Consider the following 20,610-nt stretch of genomic DNA (forward strand, 5'->3'; position numbering starts at 1 on the left):
AGGGCGACATGCGGGTGTCGGCGCCGTGCGGCGGCGTCAGGGATTTCGGGCCCGGCAAGCCGTTGCCGTGGCGCCCGATGACGGGCCGCCAATTTGTGTCCCTGTGCATCGGCCAGCGCCGCAAGGAAGCATCGAGATACATGAACGCCTTGCGCGCCCGCTCGATGCCCCAGACTGCAGCCGATGACACTACAGATCGATGACCTCCAGCCCGAGTTGACGGCGGAGCAGGCCTTGACCGGCTGGCGCAGGGAGTTCTGCGTCGAATTGCGGGGCGAAGGCCAGGCGCGAATCTTCCTGAGGGTGCTCGAGTCACCTTCGTTAAAGGCCACCGAGTTGCGCCGCGCGGTGCTGTTTCACAGGGTCGGCGCGGGATTCGCCGATCTGACGGGCTGCGTCGCGGCGGCGCGTGAGCCGCTGGAGCGGCTCGCCCTCACCGCAGTCCGCCAGCAACCCAGCGCGGACAACCTCTTCGCCGCGGTCACCTACGACCGCCGCGCCTGGGAAGCGGTCGTGGATGCCGTGGACCACTGGCAGCGACGCCGGATCCCGGTCAAGCCATCGCTGTCCTGAACCTCGCCGCCGCCTCGCGCAGCTGACCGGCACGGTCTTCCAGCATCGACGCCGAAGCCGCCGTCTCCTCGACGAGGGCTGCATTCTGCTGCGTCGTCGAATCCACCTCGCGAATGGCAGCCGCGAGCTGGCGGACCTGATCGGCCTGGGAGGAAGACTGGCTGCTGATGTCACCCACGATGGTGGCCACGCGGTGGATGGCCTGCACGATCTCTCCCATGGAGCCGCCGGCCTGGGCCACATAGGCCTCGCCCTGGTGGACGGTCTCGATGGAGGAGTTGATCAGCGTCTTGATCTCGCGCGCGGCTTCGGCCGACCGCTGGGCCAGCGAGCGCACCTCGCTCGCCACAACCGCGAAGCCGCGGCCCTGCTCGCCCGCGCGGGCGGCCTCGACGGCGGCGTTCAGCGCCAGGATGTTGGTCTGGAAGGCGATGGAGTCGATGACCTGGATGATGTCGCCGATCTTGCGCGAGCTCGCGGTGATCTCCTCCATGGAGTTCACCGCGCGCTGCACGATGGCGCCGCCGCGCCCAGCCAGCTCGGCCGCGCCCTGCACCAGGTCATGGGCCTCGCGGGCACTGTTCATGTTGTGGTCGACGGTCTGTTCCAGCACGCCGGTGCTGGCACTGGTCTGCTCGACGACCGAAGCCATCGCATTGCCGCGCGCCGAGAGGTCCTGGTTGGCACCCGAGATCTGCGTGGCCGACGTGGAGATGTGTTCGGCGCCCGCGCGCACCTCGTGCACGAGGCCACTCAGGCGCAGCGTGGCTTCGCGCAAGGCATTCGTCGCCAGCACGACCTCGTCGCGGCCGGCCAGGGCCGGGGTCTCGCTGAGATCGCCGGCGCCCAGGGCCTCGATGCGGTGGCCCAGCACGGCGCAGCTGCTGCGCGACGCCAGGTAATAACTCACCAGCGCATAGGCGGCAATGGTGACAAAGCTGATGGCCAGGATCATGGCCGTCCACAGGTCGCGCGTCAGGCGCTGGACCCGCGCGGTGACGAGTTCGGCCAGCTTCGCCTCCGCGGCGCGCTCCAATTTGTCGCACGCGGCAATCTGCGCCGTGCCCAGCGCGAACCACTCGGCCGCATCGACCTTGGGCGGCTCGCCCAGCACAAAGCCCTGAGCGAACTTCTCGCGAAAGTCCTTGCGGATCCGGTCCACGAGCTGCACGTCCAGGCCTTTCACGGCCTCGGGATTGGCCGCCGCAACCCGGTTCAGTGCGGCGGTCAGGCGCGTCAGGTATTCCTCGGTCACCGTGTCGGCCTGGTGCAGGCGCTGCAGCACGCCAGCGGGCGGCGAGCCCATTTGAGCAGCGGCGGCGCCGAGGGCGCGCATGCGGCCGACAGCATCCCGCAGCCGTGGCAAGGCATCGGTGACGCTCAGCATCAGGTAGTAGGTATCCGCGTCAGGGTCCAGGGCCAGGTTGGACTCGGACGAGGCCTGCTCGACGAGGGACTGCACCGCGTCGGTCAGCGCAAAGCTGGCCACGACGACCGACTCGGGTTCGGCCGCGCCAAGGGCGATCAGCGCCTTGGCCTTATCGCGCGCGGCAGCCAGGCCGGCGCCGAGCTTGAGCGGGTCCTGCTCCGCGCCGATATGCTTCTCCAGCGCCTGGGCCTGCGCGTTGAACTTGACCAGGGCTTCGTCGCGCCTGGCCTTGGCGCCCGGCATCTTGACGCTCACCCCGATGGAGCTCCCTCTCAGCACCATGGCCGCGTTCAGCAGCCCACTGACCTGGCGCACCTGGGCAACACCGACCAGTTCCTTGGCCGAGAAGTCGCGGGCGTCCGAGCGATCGCCCGCCAGCGCCACCAGCAGGTAGACCAGCGGAATCGCAAAGCACAGGCAGACGATGAAGAACTTGTGCGCCATCGGCAGGCGGCGCATCAGGCTCACGGCAGGCAGAAAGACAAGGTTCATCCGGCTCTTCCCATTGCTAATGCGCCAGTTGCTTGGCACAGATGCCGGAATGTAGTCAGGCCGCCTTCCCGATTCAGGGGATAAGTTCACAAGCGCAGGTCGTTGCGCGGGCAAGCGTGGAATTGTTGCCGTGTCGCCCCAATGCGGTGCAAGCAACAAAAAGCCGGCTGGCGCCGGCTTTGCAGATGGGAGCCGCCCGGCTCTCACCCCATGTGCATGCCGCCGTTGCAGGAGAAGTCAGCGCCGGTCGAGAAGCCCGAATCCCCGCTGGCCAGCCAGGCGACGATGGAACCGATCTCCTCGGGCGTACCCAGGCGCTTGACGGGAATCGTCGCCACGATCTTCTCCAGCACCTCGGGCTTGATCGCGCGGACCATGTCGGTGCCGATATAGCCAGGGCTGACGGTGTTGACCGTCACGCCCTTGGACGCCAGCTCCTGCGCCAGCGCCATCGTGAAGCCGTGCATGCCGGCCTTGGCGGCCGAGTAGTTGGTCTGGCCGGCCTGGCCCTTTTCGCCGTTGACCGAGCTGATCTGGATGATGCGGCCCCAGCCCTTTTCCACCATGCCCGGCACGACCTGCTTGGTCACGTTGAACATGCTGTTCAGGTTGGTGTCGATGACAGCATGCCAGTCGTCCGGCGTCATCTTCAAGAACATGCGGTCCTTGGTGATGCCGGCGTTGTTGACCAGCACGTCGATAGCGCCATGCTCACCGATGGCCTTGGAGAAAGCCTCAACGGTGGAGTCCCAGTCGGCCACGTTGCCGACGGAGGCGTAGAAGTCGTAGTCGAGCGCCTTCTGTTCATCGAGCCATTTCTTGAAGTCGCGGCTCGGACCGCAGCCGGCGATGACCTTGAAGCCTTCCTTGTGCAGGCGCTGGCAGATGGCGGTACCGATGCCGCCCATACCGCCCGTGACGTAGGCAACTTTCTTGCTCATGGATGTCTCCTGTTGTGATTGGGTGAGGGTATCAACGTTCGACGGTGAGTGCGACACCCATGCCGCCGCCGATGCACAGCGAGGCGATGCCCTTCCTGGCATCGCGCTTGACCATCTCGTGCAGCAGCGTGACGAGCACGCGGCAGCCGCTGGCGCCGATGGGGTGGCCCAGCGCAATCGCGCCGCCGTTGACGTTGACCTTGCTCATGTCCCAGCCCATCTCGTTGTGCACGGCACAGGCCTGGGCGGCGAAGGCTTCGTTGATTTCCAGCAGGTCGAGGTCGGCGGGCTTCCAGCCGGCGCGCTCCAGCGCCTTGCGGGCCGCGGGCACGGGGCCCATGCCCATCAGCGCAGGGTCCAGGCCGGCCGAGGCGTAGGAAGCAATGCGCGCCAGCGGCGTCAGGCCCAGGGCCGCGGCCTTGGCGGCCGTCATGACGACGACGCCGGCGGCGCCATCGTTCAGGCCCGAGGCATTGCCTGCGGTCACGCTGCCGGCTTTATCGAAGGCCGGGCGCAGGCCAGCCAGGGCTTCGGCGTTGCTCTTGCGGTTGATGAACTCGTCGGCGGCGAAGACGATCGGATCACCCTTCTTCTGCGCGATGCTGAACGGCACGATTTCGTCCTTGAAGCGGCCCGCGTCCTGGGCCGCGGCGGCCTTCTGCTGGCTGCCCAGTGCGAGCGCATCCTGCTGCTCGCGCGTGATGCCGTACTTCTTGGCCACGTTCTCGGCCGTGATGCCCATGTGGTACTGGTTGTACACGTCCCACAGGCCGTCGACGATCATGGTGTCGACCATCTTCCAGTCGCCCATGCGCTGGCCATCGCGCGAGCCGTTGAGCACGTGGGGGCTCATGCTCATGCTCTCCTGGCCGCCGGCGATGATGATGTCGCTGTCGCCATCGCGGATGGCCTGAGCCGCCAGCATCACGGCCTTGAGGCCCGAGCCGCAGACCTTGTTGATCGTCATGGCTGGCACGACGTTGGGCAGGCCGGACTTGATGACGGACTGGCGCGCCGGGTTCTGGCCGACGCCAGCGGTCAGCACCTGGCCGAGGATGACCTCGTTGATCTGGTCGCCGGCCAGGCCGGTGCGACGCAGCAGGTCCTGGATGACGGCAGCGCCCAGCTCGGTGGCGGGCGTCTTGGCGAGCGTGCCGCCGAACTTGCCGATGGCCGTGCGTGCGGCGGCGACGATGACGATGTCTTCTTTGCTCATGGATGTCTCCTTAAAAACGATCAGGCCTTGACCTTCACATAGCGACCGGGCGCGGGCTCGATCGCCTTGAACTTGCGGTTGCCCGGCTCTTTGGGCGCGGCCTTTTTGGCGCCGGCATGCAAGGCCAGCCAGGCGGACCAGTCCGGCCACCAGCTGCCGGGGTGTTCGGCGGCACTGGCCAACCAGGCCTCGGGGTCGGCCGGCAGGGCTGCTCCCTTGGCAATCCAGTGGCTGCGCTTGCCCTTGGCGGGCGGGTTGATGACGCCGGCGATATGACCCGACGCACCCAGCACGAAGCGCTTCTTGCCCTTGAGGATCTGGGTGCTGCGGTAGGCGCTGGTCCAAGGCACGATATGGTCCTCGCGCGAGCCGTAGATGTAGACCGGCGCCTCGATGGCGCCGAGGTCCAGCTTCTCGCCGCAGACCGTCAGCTTGCCTGGCTGCTTCAACTCGTTTTGCAAGTAGGTGTGGCGCAGATACCAGCAGTACATCGGCCCGGGCAGATTGGTCGAGTCGCCGTTCCAGTACAGCAGGTCAAAGGGCGGCGGCTGCTCGCCCTTCAGGTAGTTGCCGACGACGTAGTTCCAGACCAGGTCGTTGGGGCGCAGGAAGCTGAAGGTCGTGGCCAGCTCCTGGCCGTGCAGCAGTTGCGGGCCTTTGGGCGACTCGGGGCCCAGCGTCGCCTCGCGCAGCCTCACCATGGCCTCGTCGACAAAGATGTCGAGGATGCCGTTGTCGGCAAAGTCCAGCAGCGTGGTCAGCAGCGTGACGCTGGCGGCCGGCTGTTCGCCGCGCGCGGCCAGCACGCCCAGCGCCGTGGCGAGGATGGTGCCGCCGACGCAGAAGCCTAAAGTGTTGATCTTGTCCTGGCCCGAGATCTCCTGCGCGACGCGGATGGCTTCGATGGCGCCGGTCTCGATGTAGTCGTCCCAGCCCAGCTGCTTGATGGATTCATCCGGGTTGCGCCAACTGACGACGAAGACGCGATGGCCTTCGGAGACGGCGTAGCGGATCAGCGAGTTGTCCGGCTGCAGGTCCAGGATGTAGAACTTGTTGATGCAGGGCGGCACCAGCAGGAAGGGTCGCGTGTGCACTTCCTTCGTCAGCGGCGCGTATTCGATGAGCTGGAACAGCTCGTTCTCGAAAACGATGCTGCCGGCCGTGGTGGCCACGTTCTTGCCGACCTCGAAGGCGCTCTCGTCCGTCTGCGACACATGGCCGCGCTGCACGTCGCCCCACAGTTGCTGCAGGCCACGGGTCAGCGTCTCGCCCTGGCTGTCCAGCGCCAGCTTCTGCGCCTCGGGGTTCAACGCCAGGTAATTGCTGGGCGACACGGCATCGACGAACTGCTGCACGGCGAAACGGATGCGCGCCTTGGTCTTGTCGTCCGCCTCGATGGCCGAGGCCATCCGGCCCAGCGTCTGGCTGTTGAGCAGGTAGAGCTGGGTCATGAAGCTGGCGGCCGGGTTGCTCCGCCATTCGGGCGCGGCGAAGCGGCGGTCGCCGATGGCCGGAGCCTCGCCCTGCCCCAGCGACGTGTTCCACAACGCCGTGGCCTGCTTCAGATAATCGGCCTGCAATTCGGCCAGTGCGGTGGGTGAGATCTGCGGCAGATGCGCCATCTGCTGCATCAGGTCCGCGAATACAGCCGGCCCCTCCATAGCGGGCGGGGCGTCGTTCTTCTTGCGTGTGGCCATGTCTTCCTCGGAGCTCCCGCGTCAGCGGTGTTGTCTCGATCCGTTGCAATAAGCTTGCCACATCTCGCAGACCCTGTTTGTACTCTTGCGCACTGACGCGCCAATGACACCCCCATCATGTACCTCGTTGCCATCGCGTGGGCCTACGTCGCGCTGATGATGGCGGCAGCAGAAGCGATCAGCCCTCAGGGCTCGCTGTTCGGTGCCTTCGTCACGCTGATGCTCTACGGCGTCCTTCCACTGGGCCTGCTGCTCTACATCCTCGGCACGCCCGGCCGCAAGCGTCGGCGGCGTGCTGCCGAGCTAGCCGCGCAAGGAGATGCAGGCGGCCATCCGGCCGCGGGGCCGGCCGACGGCCTCGCCCCGGAACGAGAAGAAAAGTGAATCATCGGTCAGGGTGCACCAGGTGCCGCCGCTGATTTGGGTGATATTGACCGAGATCAATCTTTCGCGAGCCAACAGGGGCAGATCAGCGCGCCAGCGAGGCTCGGGGTTGGGCCGGTAGACGAAGCCGGGCTGGTCGCACTCGATGGGCTCACGCCCAAAGGCGGCGACGACCTCTGGGCCCACCTCGAAGGCCGCGGGGCCGATGCAGGCGCCCAGCCAGGCTTTCACTTCATGCGGCTCGCAGTTCGCGGCGTCGCAAAGCTCGGCCACCGTGTTCTCCAGCACACCAGCCGCCAGGCCGCGCCAGCCGGCATGCGCGCCGGCCACACCGCCCGGCGCCGAGAACAGCACCGGCAGGCAGTCGGCGACCAGGATGGCCACGGCCAGCTGGGGGTCGGTCGACACGGCTGCATCGGCCTTGGGCGCGTTGTCGTCGTGCCAGTCGGCGCGCAGGCGCACAACGTCGGCGCCATGAACCTGATCGAGAAAGACCGGCCGCGCGCCGAGCACCTCGGCGAGTCCGATGCGGTTGGCCTTGGCCAGTTCGGGGTCGCCCGCTTTGCGTCCGAAGTTGGGACCGCGAGTGGTCATGAAGGCCGTCACGCCCGGCCAATCCGGGCGCAGCCAGTTCGGATCAGGCTGCATCGGGACAGACGCTGGGATGCGTATTGGCAAAGGCCGGCAGGGCCAGGCAGGCGGCGTTCACGCGCATGACGGTCGGGAAGTCGTCCAGCGGGCATTCGAAGCGCTGGGCGTTGTAGACCTGGGGCACGAGCATGCAATCAGCAAGGCCCGGCGTGTCGCCAAAGCAGTATTCCCCCGCCGTGGCCGCCAGGCGCTGCTCGACGATGCTCAGGCCCGTCGCCACCCAATGGCGGTACCAGCGGTCGACGATCGCCTGCTCCTGACCGAGGTCGTTCTTCAAGTAGCGCAGCACGCGCAGGTTGTTGATCGGGTGGATGTCGCAACCGATGTCCTGGGCCAGCGCCCTCACCTGGGCCCGCGCGACGGCACCCTTGGGCAGCAAGGGCGGCTCGGGATGGGTCTCTTCCAGATACTCCAGGATGGCCATGGACTGGCTCAACCAGGGGCCGTCGTCCAGCACCAGCGCCGGCACCAGGTGGGAGACCTGCTGCTCAGCGAAGCTGCCAGCGAACTGCTCGTTCTTTGCGAGGTGGATGGCCGCGTAGTCATAGTCCAGGCCCTTGATCGCCAGGCCGATGCGCACACGCCACGAGGCGGAAGAGCGGAAGTAGTTGTAGAGCTTCATGGCTGTCATTCTGCTCGCCATAAACTGGGCCACATGCCCTTTCCCAGCCCGCTCAGACACTGCCCGAACTGCGGCACCGCCGTGGAATACCGCATCCCCGACGACGACAACCGCGAACGCGCGGTCTGCCCGGGCTGTGGCGCCATCCACTACCAGAACCCGCTGAACGTGGTGGGCACGCTGCCGGTCTGGGAGGACGGCCGCGTGTTGCTGTGCCGGCGCGCCATCGAGCCGCGGCATGGCTTGTGGACGCTGCCGGCCGGCTTCATGGAGCTGAACGAGACCACCACCGAGGGCGCCCTGCGCGAGACCCAGGAGGAAGCCGGCGCCGACATCGAGATGGGGCCGCTGTACACGGTGCTCAACGTCGTGCGGGTGGGCCAGGTCCACCTTTTCTACCGCGCCCGGCTGCTTTCGCCCGAGTTCAACCCGGGGCCGGAGTCGCTGGAGGCCAGGCTCTTCAGCGAAGAAGAGATCCCCTGGGGCGAGATCGCCTTCAAGACGACACGCGAGACGCTGCGTTGCTTTTTCGAAGACCGCCGCCAGGGTGGCGGCTTTGCGCTGCACGACATCGACATTCCTTGATCTCACCCTCCGCGGCGCGCATCATCAACGGCGTCTCCAACGGAGGGATGAGCCATGACGACACGGCGCGTGTGGTGCAAGGCGGGGTTGGGCTGGATGGCGGGGCTGGGGCTGGCGCGGCCGGCCCACGCGACACCGCTGCGCGCGGTGGGCTCGCAGTTCGCGCGCATCTTCGAGGGCGCCGAGGGCCAGGCGCCCAAGGGCCTGGCGGTGGATCTGCTGGGCATGCTGTTCGGCGACAACGTACGCTGCGAATGGCTGCCCTGGCCGCGCGCGCAGCTGATGCTGGAGCAGGGCGAGGCGGACATCCTCATCGGCCCCTACCGCACGCCGGAACGCGAGGCCCGCATGCTGTTCAGCGTGCGCTCCTTCTACTCGGACGCCATGGTCTGGTACGCCCGCCGCGGCGAGGAGGCGCGCTGGACGGGTGAGTTCGGCGAGCTGGCCCAGGCCCCCGTGGCCGCTGTGCGCGGCTGGGCCTACGGCAGCCGCTTCGAGCGCATGAAGACGGGCATGAACCAGTTGACCTGGGTGCAGAGCGTCGACGCCGGGTTGCAGATGCTGATGAAGCGGCGCATCGAGCTGTTCGCAGCGAACGACCGCAACTGCCAGCCGGTGCTGCAACGCCTGAGCCTGGCTGACGCCGTTGCGCGCTGCTCGCCACCGCTGGACGTGCTGCACGGGCATATGGCCTTTGCACGCAGCGCCGGCGGTGAGGCCCTGTCGCAACGCTACGACCAGGCCTTCGAACAGTGGTTGCGCACCGGCTCGGCCATCGAGCTGTACCGGCGCTGGGGCGTCGAGCGCCCGTCCACGCCCAGCTAGGGCCGTTCACGCGCGGCTTGATCCAGCGCAAGGCCACCGGCAGTGCGCCGGCCTACGCTGGACCTGACTTCAACAGGTCGGGAGGCCCCCATGGTCATCAATGTCGGATCGGTGGAACCCGCACTCCGCCTGCTTGTGGGCCACGGCCCGGTGTACCGGCTGCCGGGATACCGGCCATGAGCACGGACGAGCTTCGACTGCGCTTCTTCGGCGCAACAGGCACCGTGACCGGTTCCCGCTACCTCGTCGAATTCGCCGGCCGGCGATTGCTCGTCGACTGCGGGCTGTTCCAGGGCCTGAAGCAGTTGCGCCTGCGCAATTGGGCCCCCTTCCCGGTGCCGGCGGCGTCCATCGATGCCGTGGTGATGACGCACGCCCATATCGATCACAGCGGCTTCCTGCCCCGCCTGGTGGCGGAGGGCTTTCGCGGCTCCATCCACGCGACGCCTGGCACCAGCGACCTGCTGTCAGTGCTGTTGCCGGATTCGGGCCGGCTGCAGGAGGAGGACGCCCGCTACGCCAACCGGCACGGCTTCAGCAAGCATTCACCGGCGCTGCCGCTGTACACCGAGGCCCAGGCCCTGCACAGCCTCAAGCAGGTACGCCGGCACGCTTTCGGCCAAGTCTTCGAACCCGTCCCCGGCCTGACGGCAACGTTCAGCCATGCCGGCCACATCATTGGCGCCGCCAGCGTCCACCTCGCAACGGCTTCCAGCTCGATCACCTTCTCGGGCGACCTCGGCCGCAGTGACGACACCGTCATGCTGCCGCCAGCCGCGGCGCCCGCGGCCGACGTCGTTGTCATCGAGTCCACCTACGGCGATCGGCGGCACTCTCAAACGCCCAGCGCAGACCAGCTCTGCGACGTCATCTCGCGCACCGCCGCCCGCGGCGGCACGACGCTGATCCCGGCCTTCGCCGTCGGGCGGGCCCAGGCCATCCTGCACACCTTGCTGCGCCTGAAAGCCGCCGGGCGCATCGCCGACCTGCCCATCTACCTCAACAGCCCCATGGCCACGCAGGTCACGCGCCTGGTGCAGGTCCATGCTGATGAACACAGGCTGACCGAGCCTGAGCGCCGCGACCTCGTCGACAAGGTGCGCTACGTCCGCACGGAGGAGGAATCTCGTGCGCTGAACCGTCCCACCTATCCGAGCGTCATCGTCGCCGCCAGCGGCATGGCCACCGGCGGCCGCGTGCTGCACCACCTGGAAGCACTGGCGCCAGATCCCAGGAACAGCATCGTCTTCGTCGGCCATCAGGCCGCCGGCACGCGCGGCGCCACCCTGCTGGCCGGCGCCGACCGCATCCGCATGCACGGCCAGTGGGTGCCCGTGCGCGCCGAGGTGGCCGCCATCGACGGCATGTCCTCGCACGCCGACCAACCCCAGCTGCTGGCCTGGCTGCAAACGCTGCCGCACCCGCCCAGCCACGTCTACGTGACCCACGGCGAGCCCCAGGCCGCCGACGCGCTGCGCCAGGCTATCGAGGAAGGCCTGGGCTGGCCGGCCTCGGTACCCGAATACCTCGACGCCGTCCCGTCCAAGGAGTTGCCATGCCCATGATGAAAGCTGCGGTCGTCCGCGCTTACCGCGAGCCCCTCAGCCTGGAGGAAGTGGCCATCCCCGAAGTCCCCGCCGGGCAGGTCCTCGTGAAGGTGGCCGCCTGCGGCGTCTGCCATACCGACCTGCATGCCGCCGACGGCGACTGGCCGATCAAACCACCGCTGCCCTTCATTCCGGGCCACGAGGGCGTCGGCCATGTCGCCGCCGTCGGCGCGGGTGTGCGCGGCATCCGCGAAGGCGATCGCGTGGGCGTGCCCTGGCTGCACACCGCCTGTGGGCATTGCGAGCACTGCCTGACGGGCTGGGAGACGCTGTGCGACCACCAGCAGATGACCGGCTACACGGTCAACGGCAGCTTCGCCGAATACGTGCTGGCCGATCCGGCCTATGTGGGCCATCTGCCCGACGGCCTGTCCTTCGAATCCCTCGCGCCCATCCTGTGCGCCGGCGTGACGGTCTACAAGGGCCTGAAAGTACTGGACGCCCGGCCGGGGCAATGGGTGGCCGTCGTCGGCATCGGCGGTCTCGGGCACCTGGCCGTCCAGTACGCACGCGCGATGGGCTTTCACGTCGCAGCCGTGGACATCGATTCGGCCAAGCTGCAACTGGCCCAGCGGCTGGGCGCCGAGCTGTGCATCAACGCTGCCGATGAAGACCCGGCCGCCGCACTGCAGCGCGAACTGGGCGGTGTGCACGGCGCCCTCGTGACCGCCGTCTCGCGCCAGTCCTTCAGCCAGGCGCTGGGCATGCTGCGCAAGCGCGGCACCATGTCCATGGTCGGCCTGCCACCCGGCGACTTCGCGCTGCCGATCTTCGACGTCGTTCTCAATGCCAAGACCGTGCGCGGCTCCATCGTCGGCACGCGCCAGGACCTGAACGAAGCGCTGCAGTTCGCCGCGGACGGTGTCGTGCACGCCAGCACCACCATGCACCGGCTGGACGATATCAACCGCATCTTCGACGACCTGCGCACGGGGCGCATCGATGGCCGGGCCGTGTTGAGCTTTGCCTGACTTTTGCCTTCCCAAGGAGACGAATCCCATGAGCTATCGCAGCCTGCTGGTTGCCCTGGACGCGACCCCGGCCAACCCGACGCGCGTCAGCATTGCCATCGCGCTGGCCAGGGAGTTCGAAGCCCACCTGATCGGCCTGGCGCCCAGCGCCACGGTCGAGCTGCAGGCGCTGCAGGCTGCCGCCGCGATGGACGACTACGTCAGTGGCGCCTGCGCGACCCTGCTCGCACAGGCCCAGGCCCTCGCGCAAAACTTCCACCAACGCTGCGGCGCTGCCGGGCTGCCCTCATTCGAGGCGCTCGCCGACCAGACGCCCGCGGCGCAATCGCTGGCACGGCATTCGCAATGCACGGACCTGCTCATCATGAGCCAACCCGACCCGTCGCTGCCCGACCATCGCCAGCACGCGGCCGCGCTGGAACAGGTGCTGCTGCGCTGCGTGCGTCCGGTCCTGATGATCCCCTACACGCATCGCGAACCCCTGCGCACGCGTCGCGTGCTGCTGGCCTGGGACGGCAGCCGCGAGTCGGTGCGGGCGATGACGGACGCGCTGCCGCTGCTGCGCCGCGCCGACAACGTCTGGCTGATGCACTGGCGCCGAGACGCCGAAGGTGAAGCCCCGGCCGCGCGCCTCGCCTGCCAGCGCCAATGGCTGGCGCTGCAGGGCGTCGATGCCATCGTGCGCGAGGAAGTGACGGCACTGCCCATCGGCGACGCTCTGCTGAATGCGGCATCCGACACCGGGGCGGACCTGATCGTCATGGGTGCCTATGGCCACGCCCGCTGGGCGGAGCGGCTGTTCGGGGGTGTCTCCCGCAGGCTGCTGGCATCGATGACCGTGCCGGTGCTGATGTCGCATTGATCCCCCGCAGCATCCCGCGCTGGCTTGATCCAGCGCAAGGGCCGGGCTGCGGGCGGTGGCGAGGATGCGCTCATGACCCAGCGCCATCTCGATCGCCTGCTCACGCCCGACTCGGTAGCCGTCTTCGGCGCCTCCGACAAGCCCGGCCGCGTCGGCACCACCGTCTGGCGCAACCTGCTGAGCGGCGGCTTCAAGGGCCCGATGGCGGCCGTGAACCCGCGGCTGGACAGGCTGGACGGCCAGCCCTGCTTTGCCGGCGTCGCCGAGCTGCCGTTCACGCCGGACCTGGCCGTGCTGTGCACGCCACCGGACACCATCGCGCCGCTGGTCGGGCAGCTGGGTGTGCGCGGCACTCGGGCCGCCATCATCGTGACGGCGGGCCTCACACCAGCGCAGAAGCAGGCGGCGCTGGACGCCGCCCGGCCGCACACGCTGCGCCTGCTGGGGCCCAACTGCATCGGCCTGCTGAGCCCGCACCTCGGGCTGAACGCCAGCTTCACCCAGGCGAAAGCGCTGCCCGGCGAGCTGGCGCTGGTGTCCCAGTCGGGCGCATTGCTGACGGCCCTGCTGGATTGGGCCAACGCCGAGCGCATCGGCTTCTCGCACCTCGTCTCGCTGGGCGAGCACGCCGACGTCGACTTCGCCGACCTGCTGGACCATCTGGCCACGGACCGGCATACGCGCGCCATCCTGCTCTACATCGAATCCATCACATCGCCACGCAAGTTCATGTCGGCAGCGCGTGCCGCGGCCCGCATCAAGCCCGTCATCGTCGTCAAGGCCGGCCGCGCGCCGGCCGGCATGAAGGCCGCCGCCTCACACACGGGCGCGCTGGCGGGCGAGGACATCGTCTTCGACGCCGCCATCCGCCGCGCCGGCATGCTGCGCGTGGACACGCTGAAGGATCTCTTCATCGCCGCGCAGACGCTCGCGCGCTTTCGTGACAACCACAGCCGCGAGCTGATGGTCATGACCAATGGCGGCGGCGCGGGCGTGATGGTGGCCGACGCCGCCGCGCCGCTGGGCGTGACGCTGGCGCGCCCGGGCGAGGCGCTGATGAAGCGGCTCAACGCCGTGCTGCCGGCCAACTGGTCGCACGGCAACCCGATCGACATCATTGGCGACGCGCCCGCGCAGCGCTACGTGGACACGCTCAAGGCCCTGTTCGACGCCCCCGAGGCGGGCGCGGTGCTGTTCGTGCACGCACCGACGGCCATCGTCTCCAGTGAAGCCATCGCCCGGGCATGCGCCCCACTGATCGCCGAGCACCGGGGCCGTGTGCTGAGCTGCTGGCTGGGCGGTGACACGGTGGCGCCGGCGCGCAGCGCTTTCGAAGAGGCCGGCATCGCGGGCTACGAGACGCCCGAGGAGGCCGTGCGCGCGTTCTCGCTGATGCAGACCTACCGGCGCAACCAGACGGCACTACGCCAAACGCCAAGCGCCGGCGCGAACGGCAAGCCGGACCTGGCACGGGCGCGCGCCATCATCGACGCCGCGCTGGGCGCTGGCCGTGAATGGCTGGACGAGATCGATGCCAAGGCACTGCTGGCTGCCTATGGCATCGCGGTCGTGCCGACGTTGCGCGCCGAAGCCTCGCCACAGGCCGCCGCCGAGGCCGCCCAGCGCATCGACGGGCCGGTGGTGCTGAAGGTGGTGTCCCCGGCCATCCTGCACAAGTCGGACGCCGGTGGCGTGCGCCTGGACCTGCGCGGCGAAGCCGCCGTGCGCCTGGCCGCACAGGAGATGCTCGATCATCTGCAAGCCACGCGTCCGGAAGCCCACATCGAGGGATTCAGCGTGCAGGCCATGGTGCAACGGCCCCGCGCCCAGGAGCTCATCGTCGGCGCGCACGTGGATCAGATCTTCGGCCCGGTGCTGCTGTTCGGCCAGGGCGGCATCGCGGTGGAAGTGCTGGGCGACCGCGCCGTGGCGCTGCCGCCGTTGAACCGCGCGCTGGCACGCGAGCTGATCGACCGCACCCGGGTGGCCCGGCTGCTGGCCGGCTATCGCGGGCGGCCGCCGGCCCACATCGACGCCTTGTGCGACGCGCTGACCGCCGTCGGGCAGATGCTGGCCGATCTGCCCGAAATGGCCGAGCTGGACATCAACCCGCTGCTGGCCGACGAGCACGGCGTGCTCGCGCTGGATGCCCGCGTGCGCCTGTCGGCGTCGGCACCCTCCGGCATGGCGCGCTTCGCCGTGCGCCCCTACCCGGCAGAGCTGGTGCGAACTCTGCACTGCCAAGGCAGCACGCTGCTGATGCGACCGATCCGGCCCGAGGACGAGGCCTTGCATCGCGAGTTCCTGCAGGCCTGCAGCCCCGAAGACCTGCGCATGCGCTTCTTCCAGGCGCCGCACGCGCTGACGCATGACGACCTCGCCCGGATGACGCAGATCGACTACGAGCGCGAGATGGCGCTCGTCATCGTCGATGAGCAGGCCGCTGGCGGCCCCCGCACGCTCGGCGTGGCCCGTCTCGTGCGCGATCCCGACAACGTCGAGGCGGAGTTCGGCCTGCTGGTGCGCAGCGACCTGCAGCGCCGGGGCCTCGGCCGCCTGCTGATGCAGGCCCTGCTCGACTACGCCGCCTCGCGCGGCACGCAGCGCGTCGTCGGCCACGTGCTGCGCGAGAACCGGGCGATGCTGAACCTGCTCAAACGCATGGGTTTTGACGTCAGGCCGGGCGGTGCCCAGCCGTCGGAGATCGTCCTCGTCAGCCGAGCCTCGGGCTGCAACGGCTCATGACGACGGACCAAGCGCAGCTCCTCAAGCCAGGCTGATAACCAGCGCCGCCTGCAGGATCTTGCGCCGCTTGATGGCCCACGCGACGTCGCCGTCCAGTGCCTGTGCGAGCACGGCCGTGGGATGGCCGGCGGTCGCCAGCCCGGCGAACACAGGAATGTCGGCGCTGCGGGCCAGGCGCCCTGTCAGGGCGGCGGGCAGGTGCTGACATTCAACCGCGTCGTAGAGACGGCTCAGCATGCGTGCCGTTGCATCGACCCGCCATGGGCTGCTGTGCTCGTCAAGCCCGGGCTGGACAAAGGACACATGGGCACCGAGCGCCGTCGCCGCCTGCGCGAATTCGCTCCCCTCGTCGTCCTCCGGGTGCGGCGACATCAGCGCCAGCCGCCTGCCCGTCAACGGCTTCATCTCCGAGGCCTGCAGCCTCAAGAGCACCCTCGCCTGCCGCAGCACGGCAGCGGCGTCGACGGGGTAGGAAGAAGTGGCGCCAGCGGCGCCTTGGCGAGCCTCGGAACACATGAGTGGCAGCGTATCGACGCCAACTGCGCGGCCATTGACCAAGGTCAAGCCGGCAGAGTCCGGCTCGGTGTTGAGAGGCTCCGTCACCAACGGTTCACGCAGTGTTTACGCACCGCTACCCAGCGATGTCGCGTGTTGACACGTCATTGGCGGGGCCTGCCTAGCATCGATTTCTTCGAGCAGCCCCAATGGAGACCCTCATGCACGCCAGTCCCTCGCATACCCCGCACCCTGCCGTGCGTTGCAGCACCGCTTTCGCCGCCAACGGCGCGATCCATGCCAGCGCCGCGCCGACCAAGGGGCAGCGCATCGCTGACGAGCTGAAGCTGCTGGAGGCCGTGCTGGCGCCCAGGCGCCGCATCGTCCATGCCGGCGATGTGCTGTACCGGCCGGGCGAGCGGTTCGAGCAGCTGCACGTGCTGAACTCCGGCTGCTTCAAGCTGATCAGCCCGTCGGCCGAGGGCCACGAGCAGGTCGTCGGGCTGAAGTTCCGCGGCGACTGGCTCGGCTTCAGCGCCATCGCCAAGGGCAGCTACGCCTGCGAAGCCATTGCGATGGACACCGCCGAGGTCTGGACGCTGCGCTACGACGCACTGCTGAAGGCCTGCGCCGACCATCCCCGCCTGATGGCCACCGTGCACGAGGCCATGAGCGACGAAATCATGCGCGAACGCGAGGCGCTGACGGCCCTGTGCGCGCTGCCGGCCGCCGCGCGCGTGGTGACCTTTCTGCACAACTGGGCCGATTCCCTGGCCGCGCGCGGCCTCAGGACCGACCAGATCAGCCTGCGCCTGACGCGCGCCGAGATCGGCAACTACCTCGGCCTGACGCTGGAGACCGTCAGCCGCGTGCTGTCCAGGCTCGCGCGAGCGCGGCTCATCGCCTTTCACGAGAAGAGCCGGCGCGACATCTGCATTCCCGACTTCCCCGCCCTGGCCGCCTTCATCGGTGGGCAGGCCGCTCCTGCCGGTCTGCACTAGGCGGCGCGTCGGCCTCGGCGGCCGCGCATCGATCCAGGGAGAAAAAAATGAATTCACCGCATCAGGACGCCGTCGCACCGCCTCTTCGCTTCGCCAGCGGGGGCTTCGGCCGGCACTTCGACCTCTGGCGGCGCCGGCTGGCGCCGACCGCTCCGCTGACCATGGCCGCGGCTTACGCGGCCTTTGGCCTTGCCTGGATCCTGCTGTCTGATGGACTGCTGGAAAAGCTGGCGCCCGACATCGCCACGCTGTCCGCCGTTGGCCAGGGCAAGGGCATCGCCTTCGTGCTGGCGACCAGCGCGCTGATCTATGTGATCACCCCCAGCCGGCAAGCCGAGGGCGAGGCGACCGGACCGGCGCGTCAGGGCGGACCGGTCAGCGTGCTCTGGGTGTTCGCCCTGCTGTCAGCCGCCATCGTGCTGGCAAGCCTGCTGGGCTATGCCAGATCGACTCACATGTCGCATGAACAGCAGGTTGCGCAGTTGCGCCGCGAAGCCGAGCTGAAAGCCGAGATCGTCCAGGGCTGGATCGAGCGGCGCACGGAGGACGCACGCCGGCTTGCCACCGACCCCCAGTTGCGCACCAGCCTGCTGCGCTGGCGCCGCAGCCCCGATGAGGCATTGGCGGCAGAGATGAGGAAGGAACTGCTGTTGCTGCTGACTTCCACGCACTACGCCGACGCATTGCTGTTCGACGAACACGCCCGGCTGCTGCTGGCGCCGGACGGCGCCCCGCGGCATGTCGATGCGGCCATGTCGCATGGCGTGCGTTCGGCCCTGCAAGGCGGGCGGGTGTCTGGCGGCGACTTCCGGGCCGAGGTGGGCGACCCCGCCAGCCTGCAGTTCGACCTCTTCGTGCCACTGCCCAGCGCGGACGGCCGGCCCGGGACCGTCTTGCTGCTGCGCACAGCGCCGCGCCTCACGCTGCTGCCGCAGCTGACTCCGGGCTCCGCCAGTGACGCTCCCGAGACGCTGTTCTTCCGCCCCGCCGCACGGGATCTGCTGGCCTTGCGCATCGACGGCTCCGACACCCCGTTCGTCCCTCCGCGCAACTCCTCCCGCGCGGCGCTGACCGCCTTGTCCGGCGATCCGTCGCTGGCCGGTTCGCTCATGGACGGCCTGGATCGCGGCGAAGTTGCCCAGGCCGCGGTGGCGGCCCGGATTCGCAACTCCGGCTGGTATGTCGCCATCCAGGCGCCGCGCGATGCGCTGCTGGGCGGCAGCATCGCCGATGCGACGACGCTGGCTCTGGTGAACTTGCTGGCCGTGCTGGCCGCGGGCGCCTTCACCTGCGCTGCGCTGAAGCGGCGCGAACTGCAGGCAGCCGCACGCATGGCGGTGGCAAGCCAGGACGAGGCGCGGGCCTGGAAGATCGCCGAGGCGATCGCCAACTGTTCGACCGACGTCATCTTCGCCAAGGATCTCGAGGGCCGCTACCTGTTCGTGAACCGCGCGCTGTGCCGGGCGCTGGGGCGCAGTTCGGAGCAACTGATCGGCTTCGATTCCACGGGCCTGTTCCCAGCCGAGCAGGTGCGCCAGCTGCTCAAAGACGACGCGGCTGCACTGCGGGCCGACAAGCCAGTCTGCGTCCAGACGCGCCTGACGATGCCGGACGGCGACCGCATCTACGCCTGCACCAAGGGCAAGCTGATCGATGACGAAGGCCGCACGCTGGGCATCTACAGCGTCTCCAGCGACATCACCGAGCGCCACGACATGCAGCAGCGCATGCGCCAGTGGGCCACGGTCTTCGAGGACATCCGCGACGGCGTCATCATCACCGACTCACGGGGCCGCATCCAGTCGATCAACCACTCGTTCACGACCATCACCGGCTACAACGCGCAAGAGGCCATCGGCGCCAGCCTGAAGCTGCTGAAGTCCGGCCGGCACGACGCGGAGTTCTATCAGAGGATGTGGGCCGCGCTCGATGCCAGCGGGCACTGGCAGGGTGAGATCTGGAACCGCCGCAAGGGCGGCGAGGTCTATCCGGAATGGCTGACCATCAGCGCGGTGCGCGACGACGACGCGACGGTCACGCACTACGTCGGCGTGTTCACCGACATCAGCCGCCTCAAGCACAGCGAGGCCCAGACCGACTGGCTGGTCCACAACGACCCACTGACACGCCTGCCCAACCGCGTTCAACTGCAGAGGCGGCTCGAAGATGCGCTGGCCCGCTCGCACCGGCGCGAGAGCCGCGCGGCGCTGCTGGTCATCGATCTCGATGGCTTCAAGACGGTCAACGACGGCCTGGGGCACCCGGCCGGCGACGAATTGCTGGTCTGTGTGGCCGCGCGCCTGCAGGCGCGCCTGCGCCATGAGGACTTCCTGGGCCGGCTCGGCGGCGATGAGTTCCTGGTCATCCTCGAAGCCAACATGGACAGCACCAGCGTTGCCGTGCTCGCGCGCGGCCTGCTGGCGACCATCGCCGCGCCGATGGCGCTGTCGTGTGGGCAGGATGCCTACCTGACGGCCAGCATCGGCATCAGCATGTTCCCCGACGAAGGCAACCCCACCGCGGTCGAGTTGCTGCGTGACGCGGATGCGGCGATGAATCGCGCCAAGGAATTGGGCCGCAACCAGTTCTGCTTCTATACGGATGACATGAATGCCGAGGCCCGGACCAAGCTGGACCTGGAAGCCGCACTGAGCCGCGCCATCGAACGCGACGAGCTGCTGCTGCACTACCAGCCCAAGGTGGCTGCCAGCAGCGGCGAAGTCGTCGGCGCCGAGGCCCTGTTGCGCTGGCAGCGCAGCAGCATCGGACTGGTACCACCGAGCCAGTTCATCCCGGTGGCCGAGCAGAGCAGCCTGATCCTGGCCATCGGCGGCTGGGTCATCGACGCAGCATGCCGCCAGATCCGCGCCTGGATGGACGCCGGCCGACCCATCGTGCGCGTGGCGGTCAACGTCGCGGCGCGGCAGTTCGCCGCAGGTGACCTGGACCAGGTGGTGGCCCGCGCGCTGCAGCGCCACCAGGTCGACGCGCAGTGGCTGGAGATCGAGATCACCGAAGGCATGCTGATCACCGAGCCTGGCGCCGCGATCGGCATGCTCAAGCGGATCAAGGCCCTCGGGGTCAAGCTGTCGCTGGACGACTTTGGCACCGGTTACTCCAGCCTGGCCTACCTGCAGCAGTTCCCGATCGACTCGCTGAAAATCGACCAATCTTTCACGCGCCGCATCGGCGAGCAGCCCGACGGCGCGGCCCTGGTCGATGCCGTGATTGCACTGGCTCACCGGCTGCATCTGCGCGTGGTGGCCGAGGGCGTCGAAACCGCACAGCAACGCGACTACCTGTGCGAGCGCGGCTGCGACGAGATGCAGGGGTATCACTTCGGCCGCCCGGCACCGGCCGAATCGCTGCAGCACCTGTTGGCCACCGAAGCAATCGCGGCGAGCGTGCCTTGAAACACCACACCTCTTCGTGCCCCTGGCGCCCGCCTTTACCTTTACCCAGACAGCCGCAGCTGGCGGCCGGCGGAGCGGGAGCCGCTGCGCCGGGTCAGCCC

At 68.5% G+C, this 20,610-nt stretch carries 17 protein-coding genes; 10 read left to right on the forward strand and 7 right to left on the reverse strand.

Going from position 1 to position 20,610, the window contains the following annotated elements; translation table 11 throughout:
- Window positions 1–183 precede the first annotated feature (183 nt).
- Window positions 184–573, forward strand: a complete 390-nt coding sequence (locus ASC91_RS15880; protein WP_056198402.1) for a hypothetical protein — start codon at window positions 184–186, stop codon at window positions 571–573.
- Here the strand turns inward: ASC91_RS15880 and ASC91_RS30785 are convergent.
- From ASC91_RS30785 to phaC, 4 genes are all read right to left on the reverse strand, one after another.
- Window positions 554–2,494 (reverse strand): methyl-accepting chemotaxis protein, encoded by a 1,941-nt coding sequence (locus tag ASC91_RS30785; protein ID WP_056198405.1) that lies wholly within the window; start codon window positions 2,492–2,494, stop codon window positions 554–556. The genes ASC91_RS15880 and ASC91_RS30785 overlap by 20 nt on opposite strands.
- Window positions 2,495–2,697: 203 nt before the next feature.
- A complete protein-coding gene (phbB, locus tag ASC91_RS15890) occupies window positions 2,698–3,435 on the reverse strand; it encodes an acetoacetyl-CoA reductase (RefSeq protein ID WP_056198408.1) in 738 nt (245 codons plus the stop codon).
- Between the two features lie 31 nt (window positions 3,436–3,466).
- Complete coding sequence (locus tag ASC91_RS15895; RefSeq protein ID WP_056198411.1) at window positions 3,467–4,651, reverse strand: acetyl-CoA C-acetyltransferase; 1,185 nt, start codon at window positions 4,649–4,651, stop codon at window positions 3,467–3,469.
- A gap of 20 nt (window positions 4,652–4,671) precedes the next feature.
- Window positions 4,672–6,282, reverse strand: a complete 1,611-nt coding sequence (phaC, locus tag ASC91_RS15900) for a class I poly(R)-hydroxyalkanoic acid synthase (protein ID WP_056199665.1) — start codon at window positions 6,280–6,282, stop codon at window positions 4,672–4,674.
- Between the two features lie 183 nt (window positions 6,283–6,465).
- Here phaC and ASC91_RS28875 point away from each other — a divergent pair, with 183 nt between their 5' ends.
- Window positions 6,466–6,732, forward strand: a complete 267-nt coding sequence (locus ASC91_RS28875) for a hypothetical protein (RefSeq protein ID WP_082532718.1) — start codon at window positions 6,466–6,468, stop codon at window positions 6,730–6,732.
- On the opposite strand, the gene ASC91_RS15905 is transcribed toward ASC91_RS28875, so the two are convergent.
- Both ASC91_RS15905 and maiA read right to left on the reverse strand, forming a co-directional pair.
- On the reverse strand, window positions 6,652–7,326 hold the full coding sequence (locus ASC91_RS15905) for a polyphenol oxidase family protein (protein WP_235532003.1): 675 nt from the start codon (window positions 7,324–7,326) through the stop codon (window positions 6,652–6,654). The genes ASC91_RS28875 and ASC91_RS15905 overlap by 81 nt on opposite strands.
- A 43-nt stretch (window positions 7,327–7,369) precedes the next feature.
- The gene (maiA, locus tag ASC91_RS15910) at window positions 7,370–8,005 is read right to left on the reverse strand and encodes a maleylacetoacetate isomerase (protein WP_056198415.1); all 636 of its coding nucleotides are present in this window, start codon (window positions 8,003–8,005) and stop codon (window positions 7,370–7,372) included.
- 33 nt (window positions 8,006–8,038) lie between these two features.
- Between maiA and ASC91_RS15915 the strand changes: the two genes are divergently transcribed.
- The 6 genes from ASC91_RS15915 (at window position 8,039) to ASC91_RS15940 (ending at window position 15,600) form a co-directional block, all read left to right on the forward strand.
- Window positions 8,039–8,590 carry an NUDIX hydrolase gene (locus tag ASC91_RS15915; RefSeq protein WP_056198418.1) on the forward strand — a complete coding sequence of 184 codons (552 nt, stop codon included), beginning with the start codon at window positions 8,039–8,041 and terminating at the stop codon, window positions 8,588–8,590.
- 54 nt (window positions 8,591–8,644) lie between these two features.
- The gene (locus tag ASC91_RS15920) at window positions 8,645–9,415 is read left to right on the forward strand and encodes an ABC transporter substrate-binding protein (protein ID WP_082532719.1); all 771 of its coding nucleotides are present in this window, start codon (window positions 8,645–8,647) and stop codon (window positions 9,413–9,415) included.
- A gap of 176 nt (window positions 9,416–9,591) precedes the next feature.
- Window positions 9,592–10,980 (forward strand): MBL fold metallo-hydrolase RNA specificity domain-containing protein, encoded by a 1,389-nt coding sequence (locus tag ASC91_RS15925; protein WP_056198423.1) that lies wholly within the window; start codon window positions 9,592–9,594, stop codon window positions 10,978–10,980.
- Window positions 10,971–11,993: an alcohol dehydrogenase AdhP gene (gene adhP, locus ASC91_RS15930; protein WP_056198426.1), complete on the forward strand. Its 1,023-nt coding sequence runs from the start codon at window positions 10,971–10,973 to the stop codon at window positions 11,991–11,993. Before ASC91_RS15925 ends, adhP begins: the two co-directional genes overlap by 10 nt.
- Before the next feature lie 28 nt (window positions 11,994–12,021).
- Window positions 12,022–12,855, forward strand: a complete 834-nt coding sequence (locus ASC91_RS15935; RefSeq protein WP_056198429.1) for a universal stress protein — start codon at window positions 12,022–12,024, stop codon at window positions 12,853–12,855.
- 72 nt (window positions 12,856–12,927) lie between these two features.
- A complete protein-coding gene (locus ASC91_RS15940) occupies window positions 12,928–15,600 on the forward strand; it encodes a bifunctional acetate--CoA ligase family protein/GNAT family N-acetyltransferase (RefSeq protein WP_056199666.1) in 2,673 nt (890 codons plus the stop codon).
- Between the two features lie 21 nt (window positions 15,601–15,621).
- On the opposite strand, the gene ASC91_RS15945 is transcribed toward ASC91_RS15940, so the two are convergent.
- Window positions 15,622–16,164, reverse strand: a complete 543-nt coding sequence (locus ASC91_RS15945; RefSeq protein WP_157281656.1) for an ornithine carbamoyltransferase — start codon at window positions 16,162–16,164, stop codon at window positions 15,622–15,624.
- A gap of 152 nt (window positions 16,165–16,316) precedes the next feature.
- On the opposite strand from ASC91_RS15945, the gene ASC91_RS15950 reads away from it, so the two are divergent.
- Both ASC91_RS15950 and ASC91_RS15955 read left to right on the forward strand, forming a co-directional pair.
- The gene (locus ASC91_RS15950) at window positions 16,317–17,096 is read left to right on the forward strand and encodes a Crp/Fnr family transcriptional regulator (RefSeq protein WP_056199669.1); all 780 of its coding nucleotides are present in this window, start codon (window positions 16,317–16,319) and stop codon (window positions 17,094–17,096) included.
- Window positions 17,097–17,143: 47 nt separating this feature from the next.
- Window positions 17,144–20,509 carry a bifunctional diguanylate cyclase/phosphodiesterase gene (locus tag ASC91_RS15955; RefSeq protein WP_056198435.1) on the forward strand — a complete coding sequence of 1,122 codons (3,366 nt, stop codon included), beginning with the start codon at window positions 17,144–17,146 and terminating at the stop codon, window positions 20,507–20,509.
- The last annotated feature ends 101 nt before the right edge of the window (window positions 20,510–20,610 follow it).

It is taken from the genome of Pelomonas sp. Root1237, assembly GCF_001425055.1.
GTDB lineage: Bacteria > Pseudomonadota > Gammaproteobacteria > Burkholderiales > Burkholderiaceae_C > Pelomonas.